Source organism: Stenotrophomonas sp. As-7 (genome assembly GCF_030291015.1).
In the GTDB taxonomy this organism is placed as follows: Bacteria; Pseudomonadota; Gammaproteobacteria; order Xanthomonadales; family Xanthomonadaceae; genus Stenotrophomonas; species Stenotrophomonas lactitubi.
In genome coordinates, this window is the sequence record NZ_CP127405.1 from 2,440,098 (window position 1) to 2,464,724 (window position 24,627).

24 protein-coding genes are annotated in these 24,627 nt (G+C 64.0%); 9 read left to right on the forward strand and 15 right to left on the reverse strand.

Annotated elements, in window-relative coordinates:
* Positions 1 to 99: 99 nt before the first annotated feature.
* Positions 100 to 1,062, reverse strand: a complete 963-nt coding sequence (locus tag QP457_RS11250) for a helix-turn-helix domain-containing protein (RefSeq protein WP_286040595.1) — start codon at positions 1,060 to 1,062, stop codon at positions 100 to 102.
* A gap of 94 nt (positions 1,063 to 1,156) precedes the next feature.
* On the opposite strand from QP457_RS11250, the gene QP457_RS11255 reads away from it, so the two are divergent.
* Positions 1,157 to 1,612 carry a hypothetical protein gene (locus tag QP457_RS11255; RefSeq protein ID WP_205404137.1) on the forward strand — a complete coding sequence of 152 codons (456 nt, stop codon included), beginning with the start codon at positions 1,157 to 1,159 and terminating at the stop codon, positions 1,610 to 1,612.
* A 41-nt stretch (positions 1,613 to 1,653) separates the two neighbouring features.
* Here the strand turns inward: QP457_RS11255 and QP457_RS11260 are convergent, their stop codons facing one another.
* The gene (locus tag QP457_RS11260; RefSeq protein WP_205404139.1) at positions 1,654 to 2,193 is read right to left on the reverse strand and encodes an NADPH-dependent FMN reductase; all 540 of its coding nucleotides are present in this window, start codon (positions 2,191 to 2,193) and stop codon (positions 1,654 to 1,656) included.
* Positions 2,194 to 2,316: 123 nt separating this feature from the next.
* On the opposite strand from QP457_RS11260, the gene QP457_RS11265 reads away from it, so the two are divergent.
* From QP457_RS11265 to QP457_RS11280, 4 genes are all read left to right on the forward strand, one after another.
* Positions 2,317 to 3,012 carry a response regulator transcription factor gene (locus tag QP457_RS11265; protein WP_205404141.1) on the forward strand — a complete coding sequence of 232 codons (696 nt, stop codon included), beginning with the start codon at positions 2,317 to 2,319 and terminating at the stop codon, positions 3,010 to 3,012.
* Between the two features lie 9 nt (positions 3,013 to 3,021).
* Positions 3,022 to 4,278: a HAMP domain-containing sensor histidine kinase gene (locus QP457_RS11270; protein WP_205404143.1), complete on the forward strand. Its 1,257-nt coding sequence runs from the start codon at positions 3,022 to 3,024 to the stop codon at positions 4,276 to 4,278.
* A 60-nt stretch (positions 4,279 to 4,338) separates the two neighbouring features.
* Positions 4,339 to 4,731, forward strand: coding sequence for a diacylglycerol kinase (locus tag QP457_RS11275; protein ID WP_180167102.1), 393 nt, complete (start codon positions 4,339 to 4,341; stop codon positions 4,729 to 4,731).
* Positions 4,732 to 4,849: 118 nt separating this feature from the next.
* Complete coding sequence (locus tag QP457_RS11280; RefSeq protein WP_286041611.1) at positions 4,850 to 6,445, forward strand: phosphoethanolamine--lipid A transferase; 1,596 nt, start codon at positions 4,850 to 4,852, stop codon at positions 6,443 to 6,445.
* A 12-nt stretch (positions 6,446 to 6,457) separates the two neighbouring features.
* Here the strand turns inward: QP457_RS11280 and QP457_RS11285 are convergent, their stop codons facing one another.
* The 11 genes from QP457_RS11285 to QP457_RS11335 all read right to left on the reverse strand — a co-directional run bounded on the left by QP457_RS11285 (position 6,458) and on the right by QP457_RS11335 (position 18,505).
* A complete protein-coding gene (locus QP457_RS11285; RefSeq protein ID WP_205404409.1) occupies positions 6,458 to 7,594 on the reverse strand; it encodes a serine hydrolase domain-containing protein in 1,137 nt (378 codons plus the stop codon).
* A gap of 137 nt (positions 7,595 to 7,731) precedes the next feature.
* A complete protein-coding gene (locus tag QP457_RS11290; RefSeq protein ID WP_205404146.1) occupies positions 7,732 to 8,307 on the reverse strand; it encodes a TetR/AcrR family transcriptional regulator in 576 nt (191 codons plus the stop codon).
* Positions 8,308 to 8,369: 62 nt separating this feature from the next.
* The gene (gene fabF, locus QP457_RS11295; protein WP_205404148.1) at positions 8,370 to 9,647 is read right to left on the reverse strand and encodes a beta-ketoacyl-ACP synthase II; all 1,278 of its coding nucleotides are present in this window, start codon (positions 9,645 to 9,647) and stop codon (positions 8,370 to 8,372) included.
* 39 nt (positions 9,648 to 9,686) lie between these two features.
* Complete coding sequence (locus QP457_RS11300) at positions 9,687 to 12,752, reverse strand: efflux RND transporter permease subunit (RefSeq protein ID WP_205404149.1); 3,066 nt, start codon at positions 12,750 to 12,752, stop codon at positions 9,687 to 9,689.
* The gene (locus QP457_RS11305) at positions 12,749 to 13,861 is read right to left on the reverse strand and encodes an efflux RND transporter periplasmic adaptor subunit (protein ID WP_205404150.1); all 1,113 of its coding nucleotides are present in this window, start codon (positions 13,859 to 13,861) and stop codon (positions 12,749 to 12,751) included. The genes QP457_RS11300 and QP457_RS11305 overlap by 4 nt, the downstream gene beginning before the upstream one ends.
* A 62-nt stretch (positions 13,862 to 13,923) precedes the next feature.
* Complete coding sequence (locus QP457_RS11310) at positions 13,924 to 14,553, reverse strand: TetR/AcrR family transcriptional regulator (protein WP_205404152.1); 630 nt, start codon at positions 14,551 to 14,553, stop codon at positions 13,924 to 13,926.
* 71 nt (positions 14,554 to 14,624) lie between these two features.
* Positions 14,625 to 15,002, reverse strand: coding sequence for an antibiotic biosynthesis monooxygenase family protein (locus tag QP457_RS11315; protein ID WP_205404153.1), 378 nt, complete (start codon positions 15,000 to 15,002; stop codon positions 14,625 to 14,627).
* Between the two features lie 48 nt (positions 15,003 to 15,050).
* Positions 15,051 to 15,719 carry a carboxymuconolactone decarboxylase family protein gene (locus QP457_RS11320; RefSeq protein WP_205404156.1) on the reverse strand — a complete coding sequence of 223 codons (669 nt, stop codon included), beginning with the start codon at positions 15,717 to 15,719 and terminating at the stop codon, positions 15,051 to 15,053.
* A gap of 37 nt (positions 15,720 to 15,756) precedes the next feature.
* Positions 15,757 to 16,104: a cyclophilin-like fold protein gene (locus QP457_RS11325; RefSeq protein WP_205404157.1), complete on the reverse strand. Its 348-nt coding sequence runs from the start codon at positions 16,102 to 16,104 to the stop codon at positions 15,757 to 15,759.
* Positions 16,105 to 16,241: 137 nt separating this feature from the next.
* Positions 16,242 to 17,450, reverse strand: coding sequence for an MFS transporter (locus tag QP457_RS11330; protein ID WP_205404159.1), 1,209 nt, complete (start codon positions 17,448 to 17,450; stop codon positions 16,242 to 16,244).
* Positions 17,447 to 18,505 carry an alpha/beta hydrolase gene (locus tag QP457_RS11335; protein WP_205404161.1) on the reverse strand — a complete coding sequence of 353 codons (1,059 nt, stop codon included), beginning with the start codon at positions 18,503 to 18,505 and terminating at the stop codon, positions 17,447 to 17,449. The genes QP457_RS11330 and QP457_RS11335 overlap by 4 nt, the downstream gene beginning before the upstream one ends.
* 109 nt (positions 18,506 to 18,614) lie before the next feature.
* Here QP457_RS11335 and QP457_RS11340 point away from each other — a divergent pair, with 109 nt between their 5' ends.
* Positions 18,615 to 19,508 (forward strand): LysR family transcriptional regulator, encoded by an 894-nt coding sequence (locus tag QP457_RS11340; RefSeq protein ID WP_205404163.1) that lies wholly within the window; start codon positions 18,615 to 18,617, stop codon positions 19,506 to 19,508.
* Positions 19,509 to 19,598: 90 nt separating this feature from the next.
* Here QP457_RS11340 and QP457_RS11345 read toward each other — a convergent pair whose 3' ends face one another.
* The gene (locus QP457_RS11345) at positions 19,599 to 20,180 is read right to left on the reverse strand and encodes a TetR family transcriptional regulator (RefSeq protein ID WP_205404164.1); all 582 of its coding nucleotides are present in this window, start codon (positions 20,178 to 20,180) and stop codon (positions 19,599 to 19,601) included.
* 133 nt (positions 20,181 to 20,313) lie between these two features.
* On the opposite strand from QP457_RS11345, the gene QP457_RS11350 reads away from it, so the two are divergent.
* The 3 genes from QP457_RS11350 (at position 20,314) to QP457_RS11360 (ending at position 23,262) form a co-directional block, all read left to right on the forward strand.
* Positions 20,314 to 21,411 (forward strand): alkene reductase, encoded by a 1,098-nt coding sequence (locus tag QP457_RS11350; RefSeq protein WP_205404166.1) that lies wholly within the window; start codon positions 20,314 to 20,316, stop codon positions 21,409 to 21,411.
* 61 nt (positions 21,412 to 21,472) lie between these two features.
* Entirely contained in the window at positions 21,473 to 22,255 is a 783-nt protein-coding gene (locus tag QP457_RS11355; protein ID WP_205404167.1) for an SDR family oxidoreductase, read from the forward strand.
* On the forward strand, positions 22,252 to 23,262 hold the full coding sequence (locus tag QP457_RS11360) for an NADP-dependent oxidoreductase (protein WP_205404168.1): 1,011 nt from the start codon (positions 22,252 to 22,254) through the stop codon (positions 23,260 to 23,262). Before QP457_RS11355 ends, QP457_RS11360 begins: the two co-directional genes overlap by 4 nt.
* Positions 23,263 to 23,333: 71 nt before the next feature.
* Here the strand turns inward: QP457_RS11360 and QP457_RS11365 are convergent, their stop codons facing one another.
* The gene (locus tag QP457_RS11365; protein WP_205404169.1) at positions 23,334 to 24,578 is read right to left on the reverse strand and encodes an MFS transporter; all 1,245 of its coding nucleotides are present in this window, start codon (positions 24,576 to 24,578) and stop codon (positions 23,334 to 23,336) included.
* Between the last annotated feature and the right edge of the window lie 49 nt (positions 24,579 to 24,627).

Here is a 24,627-nt window from a genome sequence, read left to right on the forward strand (position 1 = left end):
TTGTGGCCCTGAATATAGAGCAGCGCCTGTGAATGAATCCGTGCGCCCGGACCGGACCCGATGGGCGTCCGCAAGCCCGCAGTCAGCAATGCAGCTCCCTCACCCTCGAACCTGGGTAGGATTCAGGCCCAGTCGCCTGCGCAGCAATCGCCTGAGCGTCGCAGAATCGCCCAAGCCCACCTGCGCGGTCACCTCTTCCACCGAAAGCCCGCCACTTTCCAGCAGCACCCGCGCCCGGTTCAAGCGCACCGACTGGATCAACTGCTGCGGCCCGTAGCCGAGCACCTTGTTCACTTGGCGGTTGAGGGTGCGTGTGGACATGTTGGCCCGCGCGGCAAGCGTGCCCACGGTGACTGGTTCCGGGAGCGTCTCTGCGATGTGGCGGGTCAACAGCGCAATCAGGTTGTTCTCGGGCACCATCATCGCCGGCGACATATACAGCGACTGCAGGCGACGCTGCTCGACCAGCAGCGCCTGGCCCAGCATGGCCGTGAGTTGCTCGCCGAAGCGCTGGCGCAGCACGTAAAGCACCAGGTCCATGTGTGCCATCGCGGCGCCGGCAGTGACCAGCGTGCCATCCGCATGCACCATGCGATCGGGTTCGACGCGTGTGGTTGGCGCCACGCGCCGCAGCGCAGGGGCCAACCACCACGTTGTGGTCACGCAGCGTCCCTCCAGCAATCCGGCTGCGTTGAGCAGAAACACGGACGAACAGGAGCCTGCAATCGTGCCGCCCGCTCTTGCATGGCGGCGCAGCGCAGCGAGCAAGGGTGGAATGTCCGGCTGGGCCAAGCGCGCGTCGAGTTGGCTGGCATCGTCGATGTCCAGGCCCGGCAGGATCCAGCATTCATGCGCAGAGGAGCGCGCAGGCAACGTGTCCACCTGCAGGTGCAGGCCGTTGCCAAGCGGAATGCTTCCTGGCGTCACCGCGCAGACCCGCCAACGCGGCGGTGCAACCCCGACCCGGCACGCCAGCTTGGCCGCGGTGGTCAGAAGATCAAGGGTGAGGGTGACGCTGGAGGCAAAGGGTGCGCGCGGCACCACCAGGACGAAATCATGCATTGGCTGATTCTGCGCGATTGTTGGCAAATCGGCCACTTAAGACCCGCGCCGCAGCGCGGTTGAATGGGCGCTCCCTCACCCACGAGCGCTATCCATGCCCACCATCCTCATCAAGACACCCGCCGACGCACTGACCGCTCTTCAGCGCGAGCGGATGATCGCCGCGGTGAATACCGCTGCAACGCAATGCAGCGGCCTGGGGCCTGATCCCCGCCAACGCAGCCTGTGCTGGGTGATTGCCGAGGAGGTGCCGGCCGGCTTCTGGCGCTGTGGCGGCAGTGCCGACTTCCTCCACGTCATTCCGTGCCTGGTCCACGTCCTCGCACCCGCCGGCGTACTCGACGAACAGCACCGGTCCCGTTACGCGGCGGTTGTGCACCAGGCCATTCTGGAATCGCTGGCCCTGCCGGATACGCAGCGGCTGGTTGCTTCGATCATGGTGAGCGATGTCACCGATGGCACGTGGGGGCCCAACGGCCAGCTGTGGACACTGCCGCAGTTCGTGGAGGCCGCGGGGTATTCCCATCTGCAAGCACCGGTGAACCGCTGACGCCACAAGCCCTTGTCAGCAGACTGCACCAACGATCATGTTCAATCACCCTCTGGTCGCTGGCAGTAGCGGGAAAATTCCTGAAGAAAGGCCTCCGCCGGTCCGCGATTGACCGGCTGCCTTACGGCATCGGCAATGGCCTCCGACTCCATCTTCATGAAGGGGAAGCGCAGGAACAGTTCTTCGTTGAAGCGGGAGCTGATTGTCGACAGCACAAGCCGCAGAGACGCGAGCATGTCGTCGCCGCGATGGGATGCGTGCACCAGCGCGATGGGCTTTGCAATCACAAGGTCGCCCGATACGAGCCAATCGATGGCGTTCTTCAGGCCGCCCGGAATGCCTCGTGCGTACTCGGGGCTCGAAATCAGAATGCCATCGCAGGCTTCAATGCAGCGCTTGAAGTGCACAACGCTGTCAGGCAAGGGCAGATCTTCAAGATCGGGAGAAAAAACGGGCAGTCCGCCGAGGTCGGCGTAGGTACTCAGTGCGATATCCGGTGGCGCGATTTCTTCCAGCGCCCTCAACAATGCGGTGTTGGTGGACAGCCGGCGAGCGCTACCGGATAGGGCAAGGATCTTCATCCCGGCACGCTATCACAGGCACCTGCCGCCGTGTCCAGCAATGACCCGCAGCGCGCCCTTGCACGTGGCAAACTAGCGGTGGTCGTTCAACGTCCATTGATCATGCACGGATGCGCATAGCCCATGACACGTCTGCTCATCATTGAAGACAACCCCGAGCTGGTTGCAAATCTCTACGCCTTCTTCGAGCCACTGGGCTACGTGCTTGACGATGCGCGGGATGGTGCCACCGGCCTGCGCAGGGCAACGCAGAACGATTACGACGCCATTCTGCTTGACCTGATGCTGCCCCGCCTAGATGGCATGGCACTGTGCCAGGCGCTCCGTCAGGAGTTCCAGAACCCGGTGCCGATCCTGATGCTGACCGCCCGGGATCCGGTGGAGGACCGCGTGCAGGGGCTCGCGTCGGGTGCGGATGATTACCTGGTCAAGCCCTTCTCCCTGAAGGAGCTGGACGCACGCATCAAGGCGCTGGTCCGCCGCGCCCAGGGCCGGCAGGTCCAGAGTGTGTTGGACTGGGGCGATCTGCGCGTCGACACCCGTTCACCGCAGGCGTGGCGCCAGGGCCACACCCTCAATCTGACCCCGACAGCGCACAAGCTGCTGATGTGCCTGGTGCGGGCTGCCCCCGCGGTGGTGCGCAAGCAGGAGATGGAATACCTGATCTGGGGCGACGAGCCGCCGGAGAGCGGTGCACTGCGCACGCACATCCATGAGCTGCGCCTGCAGGTGGACAGGCCGTTCAACCCTGCACTCATTGCCACGGTGCACAGCGTTGGCTGGCGGCTGGACAGGCCCGCACTGGCACCTGCCGAGTAGTTGCTGCCGATGACTACCCGCTCGCTGAAGTCGCTTTATCGAAGCCTGACACTGAGAACGCGCATCACGGTGTCGTTCGTGCTGCTGATGGCCGGTGCCATGGGCTTCATTGTGCTGGTCGAACTGGTGGACTACGACGAGGTAAGAGCCTCCGTCGTTTCGATGACCCAGGACCGCGAGGTCCATCGGCTGCAGGCCGCACTGGCCAGTGGCGAGCAACCGGAACTGACGAAAGGCAGCCAGCTGTATGACGCGCGCTCGGCTCCTCAGGTGCTGCGCAGGTACGGGCCGGGCTACCACGGTGAAGAAGGCCCGAACGAATGGCATCTGCGGGTCTTCGAAAGCAACGGACAGCGCTACTACCTGCTGCAGGATGGCGAACACTATGCCTACCTGGAGCATCTGATCAATGCCTTTGCGGCGCTGGTCATCCTCACCTGCGTGCTTTGCGCGTTCTGGATCGGCCGCCGAACCGCGACCCATGTCATCGCGCCCATCACCCGTCTGGCCGAGGCGGTGCAGAACAAGCACAAGCCCTTCCCCTACCAGGATGCACGCGATGAGATAGGTGTGCTTGCGCGCGCTTTCGCCCAGCACAGCGACGAGCTTGAGCAGTTCCTGCAACGCGAACAGTGCTTTGCGGGCGATGCCAGTCATGAGCTGCGCACGCCCTTGGCGATCATCGGTGGCGCGGCCGAGACACTGGTGCACCAGCTGCCCGCCGACAGCCACCTGGTGGCCAGCGCCGATCGCATCATGCGCACCACCCAGGAAATGCAGCGGCAGTTGACCTGCCTGCTGCTGCTTTCGCGTGACCCCAGGACGGTTCCGCGCAGCGTCGTGCCTGTGCGGGCGCTGATCGAGGAATGCAGGGAGCGATGTGCGCCGTGGCTTTCGGGCAAGCCGGTGCGCTTGGTTCTGGATGCGCCGCAGGACCAGCAGGTGCTGACCAATGCAGAGCTGGCACGTAGTGTGGTCTGGAACCTGCTGCGCAATGCCTGCCAGTACACCGACGAGGGCGAAGTAAGGGTCGAGCTGCGGGGCGGCACGCTGCGCATCGCCGATACCGGCCCGGGACTGCCGCCCAGCATTGATGCTCAGCAGTTCCAGCGTTTCATGCCCAGCGCCCGGCAGAGCGGCGAAGGCCTGGGCCTGTCCATCGTGCAGCGCGCTGTCGAACACATGGGGTGGCAGATGACGGTCGAGACTTCGGCGCAAGGCTGCCGATTCACCCTGCAGATGCTCCCAGCCACGCCCGGCACCTGACAGCTTCCTGACACGGGCCTGCACATCCTTGCCGGATCTCAATATGTAGGCAGGACCGAAATGCAGCCAGGGCACCCCAATGGCAACGGCAAGTACCCGCACGGAAAGACCGGCCTGCGCCGCATCTTCCATACCCTGATCCATTCACGCGATGGCTTCATCGCCACCTTTCGGGGAGAGGCGGCCTTCCGCCAGCTGCTCTTGCTGCATGGCGCACTGGCGGTCGTGGCCTTCCTGCTGGATGTCAGCCGAAGCGAGCGCGCCCTGATGCTGGTGGTCTGCTTCATCAGCCTGATGGTGGAACTGCTCAACTCGGCCATCGAAGCGGTGGTCGACCGCATATCTTTGGAACATCACCCGCTTTCCAAGAATGCGAAGGACATGGGCAGTGCGGCGCAGACCACGGCGCTGTTGATGGTCGCTACGGTATGGGCCGTGGTTCTGCTGGGCTGAGCACGAAAGCTGACAACTTCCTGATAAACGCATCCAGATACTGCGCGCACTTCTCGTACAACGGATTGTGCACGTGCGTCCATGCTTCAGACTTTCCCCTCATCATCCGATCGTGCTTGTGTGGTGCACCGCGTTGTTCTTCGCCACGCTGGGAAACATCGCCCTCTGGAAAACACTGTGGTCCGTCATGGACATCCATGACCTGCGCAGCACCCTGTTCTTCTTCAGCCTGCCGGTGCTGCTGTTCTGCCTGTTCAATCTGCTGTTCACGCCGATCGGCATCCTTCCCTATGTACGCAAGCCGGTACTGGCGCTCCTGGTTCTCATCAGTGCCGCGTGCAGCTACTTCATGCTTCATTACGGCGTGCTGATCGACCGCGACATGGTGCAGAACGCGCTGGAGACCAACCAGGCCGAGATGACGTCCTATCTCTCGATCCCGCTGCTGCTGACAGTGCTGTTGCTGGGCGCCCTGCCCTCGTGCGTCCTGCTGGTCATGCGCACCGGAAACAGCGGCCGCCCCCTGCGGGCGGCGCTGGTATGGCTGGGAAATGTGCTGGCGACGTTGATGGTGCTGACGGCGGTGTCGTTTGCGTTCTACAAGGAGTATTCGTCGTTGCTGCGCAACAATCGCTACATCCGCGAGCAGGTGTTGCCGCTGAACGTGGTCCGCCACACCTATGGCTATCTCAGGAGCAGCTACAGCGCCAAGGCGCAACCATTGCGGGCTGTCGGCGAGGATGCCACCCGCACACCCGGCAAACGCCCCCGCCTGGTCGTCGTGGTGGCTGGCGAGACGGCACGAGCACAGAACTTCCAGCTCAACGGCTACCCTCGCCCGACCAACCCGTACCTGTCACGCAAAGACAACGTCATCAGCTTCGGCGACGTTTCCTCCTGCGGTACCGCAACGGCGGTGTCGCTGCGCTGCATGTTCTCGCAGATGACGCGGTCGCAGTACGACGGTGTGGCTGCGGCGTCGGAAGAGAACGTGCTCGACATCCTGCAGCGGACTGGTGTCAGCGTGCTTTGGCGCGACAACAACAATGGAGGTTGCAAGGGCGTGTGCGAGCGCGTGCCCACCGATGACATGCCTCCGCTGAAAGTGCCTGGATTGTGTGTCAACCGGGATGGCACCTGCCATGACGAAATCCTGCTGCACCAGCTGGGCGCGCGCATCGAGGCGATGCCGGGTGATGGGCTGATCGTGCTGCATCAGCTGGGCAGCCATGGGCCCACGTACTTTGAACGCTATCCGGCCGATGCCACGACATTCAGCCCCACCTGCGACAGCAACCAGATCCAGAAGTGCAGCAATGACGCGCTGGTCAACACCTACGACAATACGCTGGTCTATACCGACCGCCTGCTGGGCAAGGCCATCGACCTGCTGCAGACCTACGCGGACCAGCGCGATGTAGCCCTGATCTATGTGTCCGACCATGGCGAGTCGCTTGGCGAGCACGGCCTGTATCTGCATGGGACGCCCTACTTCATCGCGCCACGGGAGCAGACCCAGGTGCCGCTGGTGATGTGGTTCTCTCCTGCCTTCGCGACCCATGCACGACTTGAGGTTGCCTGCCTGCGTCATGCTGCGGGCACCAGATCCTACAGCCACGACAATCTCTTCCACTCCCTGCTGGGGTTGTTCGATATCAGCAGCGGGGTTTACGAGCCGGGCCTGGATGTGTTCGCGGGCTGCCGCCTCCCCTAGCGCCGTCGACTGTCACAGTGTCTCCGCCAAACGCAGTACGTCCATGGGAAACGCGGCGTAATCGTCGAGCGGAGCGCTGTGGCTGTCCCGCCGGTGGATCTGCCTGACCGCGACCACGCCCTTGCCGGGAACAATGACCAGGTGCTGGCCGAGATAGCCGTTGGCTGCGTATGCCGCTACCGGCCCCCGGTCGATGTCGAAGATGTCGCTGAGTTTCAGTCCGCGCCCGCTGATTTCTGCCGCGTAACGCTGTGGCCAGGCAGGTCCCAGGCGTTCGGCCAGGAAGCTGATCAGCGCTGCCTTGCTGTCGAACAGCCGGCCCTCGGTGGCCAGCAGCACCTCCTGCATCCCGGCGTCCACGCTGCGGGCAGACAGGAGGGCTGCTGCCGCTGATTTCAGCCGGTAGTGCTCCCAAGCGGGGATGCGCCACCACAGCAGGCCGACATCGGGGGAGCGTGCGCTCTCGGCGGTCATCAACGCCACCGAGCGCTCGCTCAGCAACCGCTCGCCGTCCGGGGCGACGCCACCGGCCAGCATCAGTCTTCCGATCGCCGCCAGATCAGGGGCTGACAGCGATAGCCCGGCCATGCCCAAGGGCGTGCCGGCCTGATCCTTCATCCATGCATGACCGGACATGCCGAGTGGCTTGAACAGCCGTTCGTCCAGGTAGACATCCAGCGGCTTGCCGGCAAGCCGTTCGACGATGCCCGGCAGGAGATTGGTGGCCTTGTTGTTGTAAGCGAACGTGGTGCCTGGATCGGTGGACACCTCGGCCGCCAGCGCCAGCTTCACCAGATCCGGTGCGCCCTCCAGTTCCACGCCGGCGTTGGCTACGTTCTGCAGTCCGGAGGTGTGGTCCATCAGCATCCTGATCGTGATGTCCCGCTTCCTGCCCTGCCGCCATTCCGGGTAAACAGTGCTGACCGGCTCGTCGATGGAAGCGAGCCTGCCGTCATCGAGCAGCAGCCCGATGGCCAGGGCGACGACGGACTTGGTCGCCGACATGAGGTGGATCCGTTCTTCACCGGCGGCGGGCGCGATCTGCAGCAGGACAGCGCCTTCTCGCTCAATGAAGACCGCATCGGAATGCGCATTGCGGGCATTCTGCTCGATCGCTGCGAGGGCGTCAGGCGTGTTGGCGCCGGCCATCCAGGGGCGCAGCGCGAGGAAGAATATGCAGGCGAACAAACAGGCTCTCATGCCGGGCTCCTCCACTGGACAGACACACGATGACTACATTTGTAGTCATCGTGCAGTGCATGAAGTCATGCGCCGACCGGGTGCCTTCACCCACGCTCGGGCGGCGCCTGCCAGGCATCCGACGGCCTTTGTGCATAGGCGCGCACGAAAAGCGCGACCGTGGCATGGCTTCCAGACATGGGCGTTGCCCTATTTGGCAGGCCATGCTCTGCAAGGATGAGCCTGAGAAACTTCTCACTGTCACTGGAATGCAGCGACCCTGCGGAGGCCGTCGCCATCGCCTGTTCGGCGAGATCGAAGTACGGCTGGAGCACCGCACGCCAGTGCTCCATGTAGACAGCGCGGGCATGATCCGAACGCGAGAGCGTCCTGCAGAAGGCCTGGCATGAAGGGTTTGCCGCCAACCGTCCGATGCCATCATTGATCCGCATCAGCGCATCGCCAAGATCCAACGTTCCATGCATGTGCAGCCCAGCAACCGGCAAGGATGCCAGATGGCTGTCCATGACGGCCCCGTAGAGCTGCGCCTTGTCACGATAGTGGGCATAGATCGTGACCTTGCTGACGTCACAGGCCTCAGCGATGCGCTTCATCGTCGCGCTCTCAAACCCGTCTTCCGCAAACACAGCGCCGGCTGCATCCAGTATCCAACGTCGGCTCAACGCCCGTGCACCTTCCCAGCGCAGGGCGGTTTTGCTTGGGAGGCCGCTGGAGCGAACCACGCTCACATCCGCCTGAACAATGCACTGGCATTCACGCCGCCAAAGCCAAATCCATTGGTCAACGCGAACTCGATCTCCGCTTTCCGCGGCCCGCCGGCGACGATGGAAAGCCCGTCTGCCAACGGATCCGGGCGGCCGAGGTTGAGCGTCGCCGGCGCGACCTGATCGCGCAAGGCAAGCACCGTAAAGATTGCTTCGATGCCGCCAGCCGCCCCGAGCAGGTGCCCGGTGCTGGACTTGGTGGCAGAGATGAGAAGATCTGGACGGGCGCCGAACAAGGCACGCATGGCCGCAAGCTCTGCCCGGTCCCCCACCTGGGTCGACGTCGCGTGCGCATTGATGTGGTCGACCTGCTCAGCGGAAATGCCGGCCTGCGCCAGCGCGATCTCCATCGCCCTGCGGGCGCCACTGCCGTCGTCGGGTCCCGCAGTCAAATGGTAGGCATCCGAAGTGGTGCCGTAGCCGACCAGCTCGGCCAGCGGGGTGGCACCACGCGAGCGCGCGTGATCCAGCCGCTCGATCACCAGCAGCCCCGCCCCTTCGGACATGACAAAGCCGTCCCGCTGCTCATCAAACGGGCGGGACGCAGCCTGTGGTGTGTCATTGAACGACGTGCTCAGTGCCTTGGCAGCGGCGAAGCCACCGAGGCTGACCCGGTGCATTGCTGCCTCTGCACCACCGCACAACGCGATGTCCGCCTCACCGGACCGAATGAGACGCGCCGCATCACCAATGGCTTGGACACCCGCCGCGCAGGCCGTGACGGGAGCGCCCTGCGGACCTTTGAACCCGTAACGGATCGATGCCTGCCCAGCCGCCATATTCGCCAGGAAGGTGGGTGCAGTGAAGGGCGACAACCGCCCAGGCCCTCGGCTTTCGGTGGTGTGGACCGCATTGACGATGGATCCAAACCCGCCGATCCCGGTGGCAATCACGGTTGCCGTTCGCAGCCGCCCACGCTGATCGGCTTCCCGCCAACCGGCCTGCTCAAGGGCTTCATGGGCGGCGACCAGCGCGAACTCGACAAACCGGTCCATCTTCTTCAGATCTTTCGGCGCGATGATGCCGGTAGAATCGAAACCCGCCTCGGGATCTTGAATGCGGTCAGGCACGCGGCCGCCGACTTCGCAGCCGGTTCCCGCGGCAAGCTCGGCACCCAGCGACCCGATCCCGGAGCGCCCCGCCAGGAGGCGCGACCAGACGGTTTCAACTCCACAGCCGAGTGGACTGACCACGCCCATTCCGGTCACCACAATGCGGTCTCTGTCGGCAGTACTCATGGCTCACGTCCCATTTGGAGGAGGTTCTTCGGGCCACCATCAGGCGACGGGGGTCTTGTCCGCTCGCACCTTGAACCAGATGGCGTACATCGCCGGCAGGAACACCAGTGTCATCACGGTGCCGGCAATGGTGCCGCCGATCAGCGTGTAGGCAAGCGTTCCCCAGAACACCGAATGGGTCAGCGGAATGAACGCAAGCACCGCTGCCAGAGAAGTGAGGATCACTGGACGGGCGCGGTGAACTGTCGCCTCGATGATGGCGTGGAAGGTATCCATCCCCGCTTCTTCGTTCTCGTGGATCTGGCCGATAAGGATGAGCGTGTTGCGCATCAGGATGCCCGACAATGCGATCAATCCAACCAGCGCGTTGATGCCAAACGGCTGCTGGAACAGCAGCAGGGTCGGCACCACGCCGATCAGCCCCAACGGACTGGTCATGAAGACCATGATCATCGCGGAGATGGAACGTACCTGCAGGATGATGATCAGCAGGGTCACCGCCAGCATGATTGGGAACAGCGGCAGCATCGCGCTCATCGCCTTGCCCGATTCCTCGATGGAACCGGCCTGGGTAATCGCGTAGCCCTCGGGCAGCGAGGCAATGAGCGGCGCAAGCTGCTTGCTGATAGCGGTGGATACATCCGGTGGCTGCAGTGCATCGTCAATGTCACCGCGCACGGTGATGGTGGGTACCCGATCGCGGCGGCGCAGCACCGGCTCTTCCATCCGAACCTCGACCGAGCCGATCTGCGACAGCGGCACTCGCTGGCCAGCAGCACCGACCAGGGTGAAGTCTGCGATGCGCGCAGGATCCAAACGCGTTTCTCCACCAGATCGAGCGACAACCTCAACGGTGCGGATGTCCTCACGAACGGCAGTGACGGGCACGCCGCTCAGGAAGAACTGCAACTGCTGCGAGACGGACGCCGAGGTCATGCCCATGGCCTGCAAGCGGTCCTGATCGAGCGTGAAGTGCAGCGTTGGCGTGCGCACGCCCCAATCGTTGTTGACCGTGCGCATCATCGGACTGGCGTGCATGGTCTGCTCCACCTTGGCCGCAATGCCACGGATGACATCCGTATCCGGACCGCTGACACGGTAGGCCACCGGGTATGGCGAGTAGGGCCCGAACACCAACTGGGTCACACGCACACGCGCCTCTGGTGCCAATCCCTCAGCCACCGCCTGGCGCAGCCTTGCTTTCAAGGCATCGCGCTGTTCCTGGCTGTCGGTACGCACCACGATCTTGGCGAATGCCGGATCCGGTAGTTCCGGCGAGATGGCAAGATAGAACCGGGGAGCGCCCTGACCAATATAGGCCGTGACGATCTTCGATTCTTCCTGCTCCGAAAGCCACTTTTCGACCTTCCTGGTAGCCAGGCTGGTCTGGTCGATGGCGGTGCCGTAGGGCATCTGCACTTCGACCAGCACTTCCGGGCGGTCGGAGATGGGGAAGAACTGCTTCTTCACCAGCCCCATGCCCACCACAGCAAGCACGAACAGACCGATCACCGAACCTGCGGCAAGCCACTTACGCGCAATCACGCGCGCCAGGATTGAACGGAAACGGTTGTAGCGCGGCGTGTCGTAGAGGCTGCTGTGTCCGCCTTCGACGGTCTTGAGTTCAGGGAGGAGCTTCACCCCGAGGTAAGGCGTAAAGAACACCGCGACCACCCACGACACGATCAGCGCAATGCCCACGATCCAGAACATGTTGCTGGTGTATTCGCCCGCAGTGGACCGGGCGAAACCGTTGGGCATGAAGCCCACCGCAGTGACCAGGGTGCCGGCCAGCATGGGCGCTGCCGTATGGCTCCACGCGTAGGCCGATGCCTTGACCCGGCTATAGCCCTCTTCCATCTTCACCACCATCATTTCGATGGCAATGATGGCGTCGTCCACCAGCAGACCGAGCGCAAGAATCAGCGAGCCGAGCGTGATGCGGTCAAAGTTCTTGCCGGTCGCAGCCATCACCATGAACACGGCAGCGAGGGTCAGCGGCACGGCCGCAGCCACCACGACACCCACCCGCCAGCCCATGCTGACAAAGCAGACCAGCATCACCACCAGCAGCGCGGCAAAGAACTTCATCATGAACTCGTCGACCGACGAGCTGATGTTCACGGCCTGATCGGTGACCTTGTCCAGCGCCATCCCGACAGGAAGCCCGTCATTGATCTTCCTGACTTCCGCGTCGAGTGAGGCGCCGAGATCCAGGCCATTCCAGCCGTCGCGCATGACGATGCCCAGCAGCATGGCTGGCTCGCCACCGTTGCGGATCATGAAGGTCGACGGGTCCTCATAGCCACGCTTGACGGTGGCGATGTCCCGTAATTTGAGGGTCCTGCCCTGTGCAACGATGGGTGTATCGCGGATCTTGTCCAGCTGATCGAGCGCGCCATCGAGGCGAATGAAGATCTGCGGGCCCTTGGCCTCGACCGAGCCTGCCGGCGTCAGGGCGTTCTGCCCGTTCAGCGCCCCGAACACGTCCTGCGGTGTTATGCCCAGGTTCGACAGGCGTTCGTGCGATAGCTCCACATAGATGCGCTCGGATTGCTCACCAATGATGTTGACCTTCTTTACGCCAGGTACGTGCAGCAATCGCTGACGCAGCGTCTCGGCATCACGCGCGAGCAGGCGGAACGGTTCACCCTTCGCTTTCAGTGCGAAGAGAGCAAACGTGACATCGGCGTATTCGTCGTTGACCATCGGGCCGATCACGCCCGTAGGCAGATTTGCGGCTTCGTCAGCCATCTTCTTGCGCGCCTGGTAGAACTCCTCCTGTACCTCCGACGGTGGCGTGCCATCCTGCAATGTCAGCGTAGTGAAGGACAGGCCAGGCCGGGTGTAGGTTTCGCTGCGGTCATACCAGCGCAGTTCCTGCAGACGCTTTTCCAGCTTCTCGGCGACCTGGTCCTGCATTTCTGTTGGCGTAGCGCCAGGCCAGGCCGTCACGATGGTCATGACCTTGACAGTGAACGCAGGGTCCTCAGCGCGGCCGAGCTGGAAGAAGGAAACGATGCCGGCAACGGAGACCAGAAAGATCAGGAAAACCGTGATGGCACGCTCGCGCACCGCAAGTGCCGACAGATTGAACCCACTCACTGGTGGGCTCCGTCTGCAGCGGCGTTCCTGGCGGTCTCAGCGATGCGAACCACCTGCCCTTCGCGGAGTAGATGGGCGCCGAGGGCAGCCACGCGATCCGATGCTTTCAGGGCCCCCTCAACCACTACCCGGTCATCACCCAACTGCTTGACGGCGACCGGCGTCCAATGGGCTTTGAGCGGCTCACCACCGATCACCCAGACGCCGGGACCGGTACCAGGATCGAACAGCGCGCCCAACGGCACCTCGACGCCGGCCGACGCACCGGCAGGTGCTGCGCTTGCAAGTTCGACCGCCACCGTGGAACCCAGCGGCAGCGCCGTGCTGCCCTCTTCCAGGGTGTAGCGGGCTTCGAAGGTCCGGGTGGCGGGGTCGGCCGATTCCGAGAGCACGCGCAACCGCGCGGGGATCTTGCCGCTTGCCCCGAACGGGGACGCTGAGGCCACGGAGCCGATCTGGGGTCGCAGCGTCTCGGGCAACTGGACCACGGCCTCCCGACTGCCTGCACGGGCAAGCCGGGCGACGATCTGCCCCGCCGCCACGACCTGACCGGGCTCAGCGGAGATGGTCATGACCACTCCGTCGGCATCGGCGACGAGCGCCGTGTATTGACTGGCATTACGTGCAACCCGGGCTTGCGCGTCGGCCGCCTTGAGCTGTGCCGATGCTGCGTCCGCCGCCGCTTTGATCTGATCGTAGGCCGACCGGGAAACGACGCCCTTGGCTGCCAGATCGCGGTATCGCGCTTCGTCTGCGGTGGCTTGCGCGCTTTGCGCTCGGGCCGCGATGACGGCCTGCTGCTGGGAGGCCGCTGCCAAATTCAGATCGACGGGATCAATCCGATAGAGCACGTCGCCGCGCTTTACCGTCTGCCCCGTCTCAACCAGGCGCTCGGTGACCTTGCCACCCACCCGAAAGGCCAGATCACTCTGTACGCGTGCGGCGACGGTTCCTGTGAACGTGCGCGCGCCTCCCGCCCCCGGTTGCACTTGGGCAATCCGGACGATGGGCGGAGCGGTCCGGGGATCGACGTCATCCGACTTTCCGCAGGCCACAAGGAACAACGGAGCAACACAGGAGAGGGCTGTGACTATAAAACGGCGACGCATGCGGCCTTCCGGAGTGGGGTATCCGGAGGGATTCTGTTCCTAGTGACTAATATAGTCAATAGTCACTGCGGGCGTGACTCAAGGCTCCGGAGGACCAACTCCTGCAAGGCACTTGGCGCTTCTTTGTGCAGGGGCGCCAGGTGCGGCAGCGTTACAGGGTTCAGATAAGGAAGCAGGACCTGGTAGACCGCACGGCTGGTGTCCTCAAGCGGCGTCGTGCTCTCAAATGCCCCAGAAGCGCGTCCATCCTTGATGATGTCTTCAACAAGCTGCCTGATGCGCCCTTCATACGCCTGCGCGGAAGGCCATTGATCCGTCGCGGCCGCAACGGCAATTTCATACAGGCGCCGATCCTGCAGAAACAGGCGAAGACCGGCCTCCACAAAGACGGTGAACAACAACCGCAGCCTCTCGGCAGGCGCTTGCACGCCTTGCAGGGCCTGATGAACCTCGCTTTCGATCTGACTGAGGCAATTGGCGCAGATCACCTCGCCAATGGCCTGCTTGGAGGAAAAGAACTTGTAGACGTACGCCTTCGAGAAGCCGATGGCTTTGGCGAGGTCGGACACCGTGGTCTTGTCATAGCCGTAGTGGCTGAAATGCGCGGTGGCAGCCTCGATGATCTGGGTGCGCACGCCGTGCTCGGCGGGGCCGCGTCCGGCGTCGAGTGCTGCGGAGGTCGAAGTTGACATCGTGGAAGCGTAGCGCCGCGCCGTCACGCCGGCAAATGGTGACCGTTTGGGTATCGCCCCCCACCCGGCGATTATTTGATTTTCAGCTCCGGCAGAAGAGGATCAACATCAACCAGTTCCAGTGACTTGACCATGTGCAGCGTGCCGTTTTTGTACTTGAGGAAATGCGAGCTCTTCACATGCTGTTCGTAAGCCTGCCGGCTCGCATAGATTTCAAGGATTGTCAGCCGGGTCGGATCTTCCTTGTCAAAGACCGCATACAACGACAGCACGCCGGGCTCCAGCTCCATTGAAGCGCGAACCTCCTCCGCCAAGGCGTCTCTATAGGCGGGCAGATGGTCTGCATTGACGGTGATCTTCGAGAGCCTTGTCATCTGTGCCTCCTGCGCTCCAACACTGAAGGGTCCTGCCAGCATGCTGATCAACGTTCCGATGATCATCTTTTTCATTCAATCCTCCAATGCGTGCGCCATGCGACGGTATCTCTCGTCTGAACATCATTCGTGCCGAACGTCCAGCTGGCATTGAATACCGACACGAACACGTTCCGCGGCCTCCAGGCCGAAGCGCGCTTCGAGAACAGCAGCCAGCGAGTACAGCTGCTCTGGGCGCAGCCCTATGTTCATGCTGATGCCAATGTGAGACTGCAACTGCGGCTCCACCCCGGACATGGCAGCCAGCATGCTGACCGTGGCCAACTCGCGGATTTGCCAATCAAGGTTGTCGCGCTCGAAGATGTCGCCAAACAGATGCGTACGCAGGTACTCATTTGCCTGGGGTGCGAAATCGAACAAAGGCCCTGAGACCGGGCCGCCAGCCAGCCTGGTCTGATTGGCCGTGCCTGCGGCGAGCAGAGCGTCTCCTTTGGGGATCGGCCTGCCCGGCTCGCGGCCAGCTTCATCCTGGATGCCCCGCTGCCTGCGTGCCTGCGCCACCCTCATCAGTTCGCTCAACGCGTTCAGGCTCCGTGGGAAACCTGCATAAGCATAGACCTGCACGAGGATCTCGCGCACCTCTGCCACGCTCAGCCCCGCGTCCAGACCTTGATTCAACGCCTGATCAAGGGCACTCATGTTACCCGCCGCTGCGCAGGCGCTGATTGGAATGATGGCTTGCTGGTGGGCATCCAGCTCGGTGACAGAGAACCGGCTGTACTTGATGTTCATAGCTGCTCCTTCGTGTGCAGGGAACGTAGCCAGACGTCTACTCGAACTCGATCCGCGCTTCCACCGGTCCCTCCGCGCGAAGCGCCTGTAAGTCCCCCTCGATGCGGCCCAACCGCACCAGACCCTTCGAGTAACCGAACGGCCTGTGGAAGATCGCCAGATTCCCCCACGGCGCGTAGAAGGCGATATCGCCGGCCACTGGCGTGATCCCGTCCGGTTCGCCGGCAATGTTGAGGCGGTGAGGGAGCTGCGCGATCTTCTCCGTAGCAGCATAGTCCTCAAGCTGAAGGGTAATCGGCAACTGGGCGGCGAAGTCGCGTGCGGGAACGCTGTCCGCCAACGTGGCCGACAATGTCTGGTCGTTGATGATCAGCCGGATCTTCATTGCAGGGACCTTCGGGTTGGGTGCGGTTTTCATGAGCGCAACGGCGTGCTGATTCTGCCCGGCAGAACATGCAGGCACCGCCGCGAATGCAAGGCAAAGCGAAAGCAGCTGCGCAATGATCCACGCTGCGCGTCCCATCAGCCTCGGGCTTCCGTGGCAACCGCCGAGCCGGACGCGGATGCAGCATCGGCGGCCGTGACATGGGCAAGCAAGGCCGCGAGCAACAGCAGGCCTGCGCCGGCCAGGAACGTACTGGCGAAACCAGCGCTGTCCAACAGCAGGCCACCGAGGGTGGAACCCAGCGCGATCGAGCACTGCACCACCGCTACCATCAGCCCGCCGCCCGCCTCAGCGTTGCGGGTGAACGTACGCGCCAGCCAGCTCCACCAGCCCACCGGTGCAGCCGTGGCCAGCAGCCCCCATACCGAAAACAGTGCGGCAGTCGGCCAAAGGTGCGAACCCAGCGGCACCAGCGTTACGGCAATCACCGCCATCAGGATCGGGACAGCCACCAGCGTGCGGTAGAGCCCGCGCCTGATGAATGCCCCGATCGCGAGCGTGCCCACAAAGCCGCTTGCACCCATGGCCAGCAGCACCAGCGGAACTGCGGATTCCCCTGCACCCGTGACCTTCTCCAGGAACGGGCGCACATAGGTGAACACGGCAAACTGCCCCATGAAGAACGCGCCGCACGCCGCCATGCCCAGCATCACCACCCGCCGCCGCAACAGGGCCAGTACCCCGCCGTGGGATGGCCCTCCTTCTGCGGGCATGGAAGGAAGGCACCGCCACTGCCATGCCAGCGCGATGGCTGCCACAGGCAGAAGGCACAGGAACGCGCCGCGCCATCCGATCACGCCGCCAAGGTAACTGCCCAGTGGCGCGGCCACTACCGTCGCCAGCGCGTTGCCGCCATTGAAGATCGCCAGTGCTCGCGGCACCTGCGCTGCAGGCACCAGGCGCATGGCCGTGGCCGCAGACAACGACCAGAACCCACCGATCACCACGCCGATCAGCGCCCGGCCCATCATGTACATCGGGTAGCTCGGAGCCATCGCCACCACCACGCCCGACACCGCCATCACCGCGGTGAGCGTCAGCAGCAGCGTCTTCCGGTTGATGCTGCCGGCCAACCGGGAGATCGACAGGCTGGTCAGCACTGCTAAGGCGCCGGAGATGGCAATTCCATACCCGGCCAGCCCTTCGGACACACCGAGGTCAGCCGCCAGGGGCGTGAGCAGGCTCACCGGCATGAATTCGGAGGCGATCAGTGCGAACACGCATAGCGTCATCGCGAGCACACCGCCCCAGTTGGCCCGTTCGGCCGTCGCGTCGTTACTGCTCATTTCCCAGCGAGGCCTTGCTGGAAGAACGTCGCCAACCTGGCGAAGGGAATCAGGTCGGTGCGGTCATACAGGTCTACGTGGCCGGCATCTTTCACCCAGTAGAGTTCCTTCGGCTGGGCTGCCCTGCGGTACGCATCCTCGCTGAACTCACGGGAATGTGCATGGTCACCCGAGATGAACAACATCGGCCGCGGCGAGATGGTCTCGATATCGTTGAGAGGATAAAAATTGACGAACTTGACCAGGCTGCTGAACAGCGGCTGGGTGGTTCGTTCGGGCTGCTCGCCTGCGGCCGCATAGGCACCGCGCGGCGTACGGTAAAAATCGAAGAACTCACGCTGCACGTCCGGCGTATCGGCGTCCAGCGTGTTCACGGTGCCCGGCACATAGGCGGCCTGCCCACCGTTGAACTCAACCAGGCGCTGCTTCGTCGCCGCTTGGATCATCGCTTTGCGCTGTTGAAGCGACTGCGTGTTGTTCAACCCCTGGCGCACAGCGGCGCCCATGTCATACATGCTGACCGTCGCGATTGCCTTGATGCGTGGATCGATCTTCGCCGCGCTGATCACGAAACTGCCACTGCCGCAGATACCCAAGCCGCCAATTCGTTCCGGGTCCACGAACGACTGCGCGCTCAGCAAGTCCACCGCCGCACTGATGTCATCCGAATAGATTTCCGGCGACACCAGGTGCCGAGGCGTACCGGCGCTTTCACCCCAGAAGGACAGGTCGATCGCCAGCGTAACGAAGCCCTGCTCAGCCAGCTTCTGCGCGTACAACTGTGAACTCTGCTCCTTCACTGCGCCCATCGGATGACCGACTACCACGGCTGGCGCGCGGGCACCCCGCACCTGGCCCTGAGGCCGGTACAGCGTTCCGACCACCTCCATCTGGTACTGGTTGCGGAAGCTGACGCGCTCGCCTTTTACGCTGGTGCTTCTGTAGAAATTGTCGGCGCCGGCGGTTCTTGCTGCGACCGGTGCCTCGGCGGCCACGGCCGACTGCGGAACGAAATGGCTGGCAATCAGTGCCAGCAGCAGCGTGGTGGGTTTCATGTGCGGACGGCCTCAGTGGGAACTCAGGTCGCCAAGATAGGCGGCGCCTGCTACCGCGATAAGCCGGCTGAAAGTTGATGCATTACTGAGTTGAGCTCACAATTGACCCATGAGCAGCGTGAAGACCAACGACCTGCAGGCCTTCCTGGTGGTGGCACAGGAGCAGAGCTTCACCAAGGCAGCTGTTCGCCTGGGGGTGACACCCTCGGCGCTCAGCCACTCCATGCGGCTGCTCGAGGAGCGCCTGGGCATCCGGCTGCTGGCCCGGACCACGCGCAACGTCTCCCCGACCGAGGCGGGCGAGCGCCTGATGCGCTCCATCGCACCGCACTTCGAGGCCATCGGCGCCAGTGTGGAGGCATTGGGGGATCTGCGCGATCGCCCGGCCGGAACCCTGCGGATCTCCTGCACGGACGATTCGATGGAGACCATCATCCGCCCTCGCCTTGCCGGATTCCTCGCCGAGTATCCGGACATCACAATGGAGTTCTACGTCGATTACGGCTTCACCAACGTGGTGGAACAGCGCTTCGACGCCGGCATCCGGCTGGGCGAGGCGCTCAGCAAGGACATGATCGCGGTCAGGGTCGGGCCGGATTGGCGGCTGGTGGTGGTGGGATCGCCCGACTACTTCCAGAAGCATGCCAAGCCAAGGAAGCCCGCCGATATCACCCAACATCGCTGCGTGCACATCCGGCATCGCCCGAATGGCGCCATCTATGCGTGGGAGTTCGAGGAGAAGGGCAAGGAGTTCACCGTGCGCGGCGACGGACCACTGGTGTTCAACAGCATGATCCACGTGATCAATGCCGCCCTGGACGGCCTGGGCCTGGCGTACGTGCCTGAGCCGATGGTGGCCGATCACATTACCGAGGGCCGGCTGCTTGCCGTGCTCGACAAATGGTGCGTGCCTTTTCCGGGCTATCACCTGTACTACCCGAACCGCCGGCAGCCCTCGCCGGCATTTTCGGCGCTGGTGGGCTGGCTGAAGCGGGACGCTTAAGGTCCGCGGCGACGCCAGGTCGGACTGAAGCACGGCGGCCTGCATCGCGCGCGCCGGCTGACGGCCCAGACGCACGCGGGCAGGCGCGACTCAGCGATCGGGCGCATCCGACAGGCGCGCCATGACAGCCGCCCGGCACGCATCCAGGATTTCGTCCGCCAGCGGCGAATCATCCGGACAGGACCTGGACAGCACCACCGCACCCACGGCCATGGCCATCAGGGCTATCCGGCGCGCACGCGCCTCCGGGCTGGCGTGCTCGCTCGACGGATCATCCTCGCCGGCAGGGCGCCCTACCTGGGCTTCAATGCCGGCGGCAAAGGCTGCCTTGACCGTTGCCGGCTGGCGCGCGGCGTCTGCACTCAACGCGGCCATCGTGCAGCCGTGGCCGGGGTCATCCCGATGCTCCCGGGAAAGGTAGTAGCCAAGAAATCCCGCCAGATCCATGCCCGCCGCAGCGTCGGCAGATTGCGCCAGGCCGCAGATGGAGGCTTCGGCCATGAGGTCGGTCTTGGAGCCGAAATGCTTGTAGAAGCCACCGTGGGTAAAGCCTGCAGCCGCCATCAGGTCTGCGACGCCTACACCGTCGTAGCCCCGCTCCCTGAAGAGCGTGGATGCGGTTTCGACAATGTGCGCCCGGTTGGCCTGCGCTTGTGCCTTGGTGACCTTCATGACCCGATGCCCCAGGGGATGTGCTGCGGAAGGACGGCAGTCTAGCACATATTGATTACATTCATCATCAAACCATTGACAGCGAGGATTACGGTCATCATCATTGCAGCAACGACCACCAGCCCAACATCAGATGACGACCACGACACTCTTCCAGCCCTACCCCCTTGGCCCGCTGACGCTGGCCAACCGCATCGTGATGGCACCGCTGACGCGCAACCGCGCCGATGCCGGCCTGGTGCCCAACCGGCTGGCGGCCACCTACTACGCCCAGCGGGCCTCGGCGGGCCTGATCATCACCGAGGCCACCCAGATCTCGGCCCAGGCCCAGGGCTACCAGGACACGCCCGGGCTCTACACGCAGGATCAGATCGACGGCTGGCGCCAGGTCACCGACGCCGTGCACGCACGGGGCGGGCACATCTTCGTGCAGCTCTGGCACGTGGGCCGCATCTCGCACGTGGATCTGCAGCCCGGACATGCCGCACCCGTCTCCGCTTCGGCCATCCGTGCGCAGACCAAGACGTTCGTGCACAACGGCTTTGTTGATGTGTCCGAGCCGCGCGCATTGGAGATCGACGAACTGCCGGCCATCGTCAACGACTTCCGCCAGGCCGCCGCCAATGCCATCGCCGCCGGCTTCGATGGGGTCGAAATCCACGGTGCGAACGGCTACCTGCTGGAACAGTTCATCAAGGACGGCGCCAACCAGCGCACCGATGCGTACGGCGGTTCGATCGAGAACCGCGCGCGCCTGCTGCTGGACGTCACCGCCGCCGTGGCGCAGGAGATCGGTGCCGATCGTACCGGTGTGCGCATCTCGCCGGTTTCCCCGGCCAACGCGATTTCCACCGTCAGCGACCCGCAGCCGCAGTACGACTACATCGTTGATCAGCTCAGCGCTCTTGGCATCGTGTACCTGCACGTGGTGGAAGGTGCTACCGGTGGCCCGCGCGACGTAGCGCCGTTCGACTTTGACAGCCTGCGCCGACGTTTCACCGGCACCTACCTGGCCAACAATGGCTACGACCTCGAACTGGCCAACGCACGGCTTGCCGCTGGCAAGGCAGACCTGGTCGCGTTTGGCCGTGCCTTCATCAGCAATCCCGATCTGGTCGAACGCCTGAAAACCGGCGCACCGTTGAACGCGTTGAATCCAGCGACGTTGTACGGCGGCGGTGCGGAGGGCTACACCGACTACCCCGCATTGACCGATACGGCGCCGCAGTAACCCGTTCGACAGCGCCGCGCTGCACACCCCGTTCGCCCCTTCCAATTCCAAGAGATACACCATGAGCCAGCTTCCCATCGTCCTCATCACCGGCGCCTCCAGCGGCATCGGCACCGTTTACGCCGAACGCTTCGCACGCCGCGGCCACGACCTGGTGCTGGTTGCGCGCGACAAGACGCGCCTGGAAACATTGGCCGCGCGCCTGCGCCAGGACACCGGGGTGGCCGTAGAGGTCCTGCCGGCCGACCTCACCCAGCGCAGCGATCTGGCCGCCGTGGAAGCCCGCCTGCGTGACGATGCCCGTATCGGCATCCTGATCAACAACGCAGGCATCGCCCAGTCCGGCGGCTTCACCGCGCAATCGGCCGACAGCATCGACCAACTGGTAACACTGAACACCCTCGCCCTGACGCGCCTGGCCGCTGCCATTGCACCGCGATTGGCCACCGCCGGCGAAGGCGCGATCGTCAACATCGGCTCGGTAGTCGGCCTGGCACCGGAGCTTGGCATGACCGTCTACGGCGCGACCAAAGCCTTCGTGCTGTTCCTGTCGCAGGGCCTCAGCCTGGAACTGTCGCCCAAGGGCGTCTACGTGCAGGCCGTCCTGCCGGCGGCCACCCGCACCGAGATCTGGGAGCGTGCCGGCATCGACATCAACACGCTGCCCGAAGTGATGGACGTTGGCGAACTGGTCGATGCCGCCCTGGTCGGCTTTGATCGCCGCGAGACCGTGACCATTCCGCCGCTGCATGTGGCCGAACGCTGGGACACGCTGGAGGCATCGCGCCAGGGCCTGCTCTCGGATCTCCGCCAAGCGCAGGCTGCGGAGCGTTACCGCGCATGAAAGCCTTCCTCATCGACCGCTATGGCAAGAAGGAAACGGGGCACGTCGGTGATGTAGCAACGCCGCCGCTGCGCGAGGGCGATGTGCTCATCCGCGTGCACGCGGCCAGCGTCAACGCGCTGGATACGAAGATCCGGCGTGGCGAGTTCAAGGCGGTCCTGCCGTATCGCCTGCCTCTGATTCTGGGCAACGACCTGGCCGGTACGGTGGAGCGTGTGGGCGCGGGCGTTTCCCAGTTCAAGCCGGGCGATGAGGTATATGCACGTCCCGACGATGATCGCATCGGCACGTTCGCCGAGTTCATCGCAGTCAACGCGGGCTCTGTGGCGCCAAAGCCCGGCAACCTCAGCATGGTGGAGGCCGCCTCGCTGCCGCTGGTCGCACTGACCGCGTGGCAGACGCTTGTGGAAACGGCACGGCTGAAGCCAGGACAGAAGGTCTTCATCCAGGCGGGATCCGGCGGCGTCGGCACCGTGGCCATCCAACTGGCCAAGCATCTTGGTGCGTTCGTGGCGACCACGACCAGCACGGCCAACGTCGCGTGGGTGAAGGCGCTGGGCGCGGATGTCGTCATCGATTACAGGCAGCAGGACTTCGCCTCCGAGCTCCGCGACTACGATGTGGTGCTCAACAGCCTGGGTAAAGAGGAGCTGGAGCGCTCGCTGCAGATCCTCAAGCCGGGCGGACATCTCATCTCCATCTCCGGGCCACCGACGCCGGCCTTTGCCGCCGCACGCGGGCTCAGCTGGCCGCTCAAGCAGGTCCTGCGCCTGCTCAGCCGTGGCATCCGCAGGAAGGCCAGGCAGAAAGGCGTGACCTACACCTTTGTCTTCATGCGCGCCGACGGGCAGCAGTTGCGCGGGATCACCCCGCTGGTCGAGTCCGGTGCGATCCGCCCGGTCATCGACCGGGTGTTTCCGTTCCAGGACACCCAGGGCGCGTTGGCTTATGTGGAGAGCGGGCGGGCGAAGGGCAAGGTTGTTGTCGAGTTGCCTTGGTTGGACTAATGCGGCCCGCTGGCCAACTGTGGGTGTGGCGACCTTCAGTTGGCCAGCAGGACGCTCAGGACAGATGACGGCTAAAGGTGAAACACCGGACCTGCCGACAACGCCGCCGCGCTCACCCTGACACGCAACGCAATGAGCACGCTGGCGAGCAGCATCACCGCCGCGGCAACGGTGAGGACGGCAACGATGCCTCCCAGCCCGAACACCAGGCCGCCCAAGGCCGCCCCCGCCGCGATCGAGGACTGCACAGCAGCAACCACCATCCCGCCGGCACTCTCGGCCTGATCGGGCACCGCACGTGCAACCCAGCTCGACCAGGCAACGGGCACGCCACCGAAGGCCAGGCCCCACAGCGCGACCAGCATCGCCAGCCCGCCAACGCCCACCGGCAACAGGACCATGCCCAGCGCGGCTACCCCAACCAAGGCAGGCATGATCACCAACGTGACTTTCAAGCTGCGCTCCATGAGCCAGCCGGCCAGGAGTGTGCCGACAAAGTTCGCCACGCCGAATCCGAGCAGAATCAGCGCCAGGCCATCCGCGCTCATCTGCCCCAGGCTCTCCAGCGTCGGGCGGATATAGGTGAAGAGCGAGTACTGACCGGTGTGCGCCAGAACGCAGCCCAGCATGCCGACCGCAACGCCTGGCCGGCGCAAGAGCCCCACCACCGACTCCGGAACTGCTGCCTTGCGCGGGGCCATTCGGGGCAGCGTGAACCACTGGAACGCAAACGTGAGTCCACCTACCGCGGTCGCGGCCCAGAAGGCGCTGCGCCAGCCCAGCAGACCACCGAGGTAGCTGCCCAAAGGCACCGACACCACCGTGCCGACCGCAATGCCGCTGAAGATGATGGAGAGCGCGCGAGGCACGCGCTGCGGCGGCACCAACCGCATGGCCACGGCCGCTGCCATGCTCCAGAAACCACCCAGGGCGATGCCCAGAAGGACGCGCATCACCAGCAAAACGCCCATGCTGGACGACAATGCCACCAGGGCGTTGGAGAGGATCATCAGGCCCGTGAAACCCAACAGCACCAGGCGCCTGTCCGTCGAACGGGTCAGCCGAGGCACAAGCAGGCCGGCGAACAGGGCCACTACCGCGGTGACCGTCACTGCTTGACCCGCCAGCGCCTCCGACACCCCCAGGTCCGCCGCCATTGGCGTCAACAGGCTGGCAGGCAGATATTCGGCCGTGAGCAGCCCGAAGACACCCATGGCCAGCGAAAACACGGCCACCCATGCCGATGACGACGGCTCCCCGCTATCCCGGGTCACAGAATCAGGCGCGACCGCGGTATCCACTACGTTATTGCTCATCAAAGATCCCAGTGCATTCGTGCAGCCGAGAGTCTAGGGAGGCATGGCA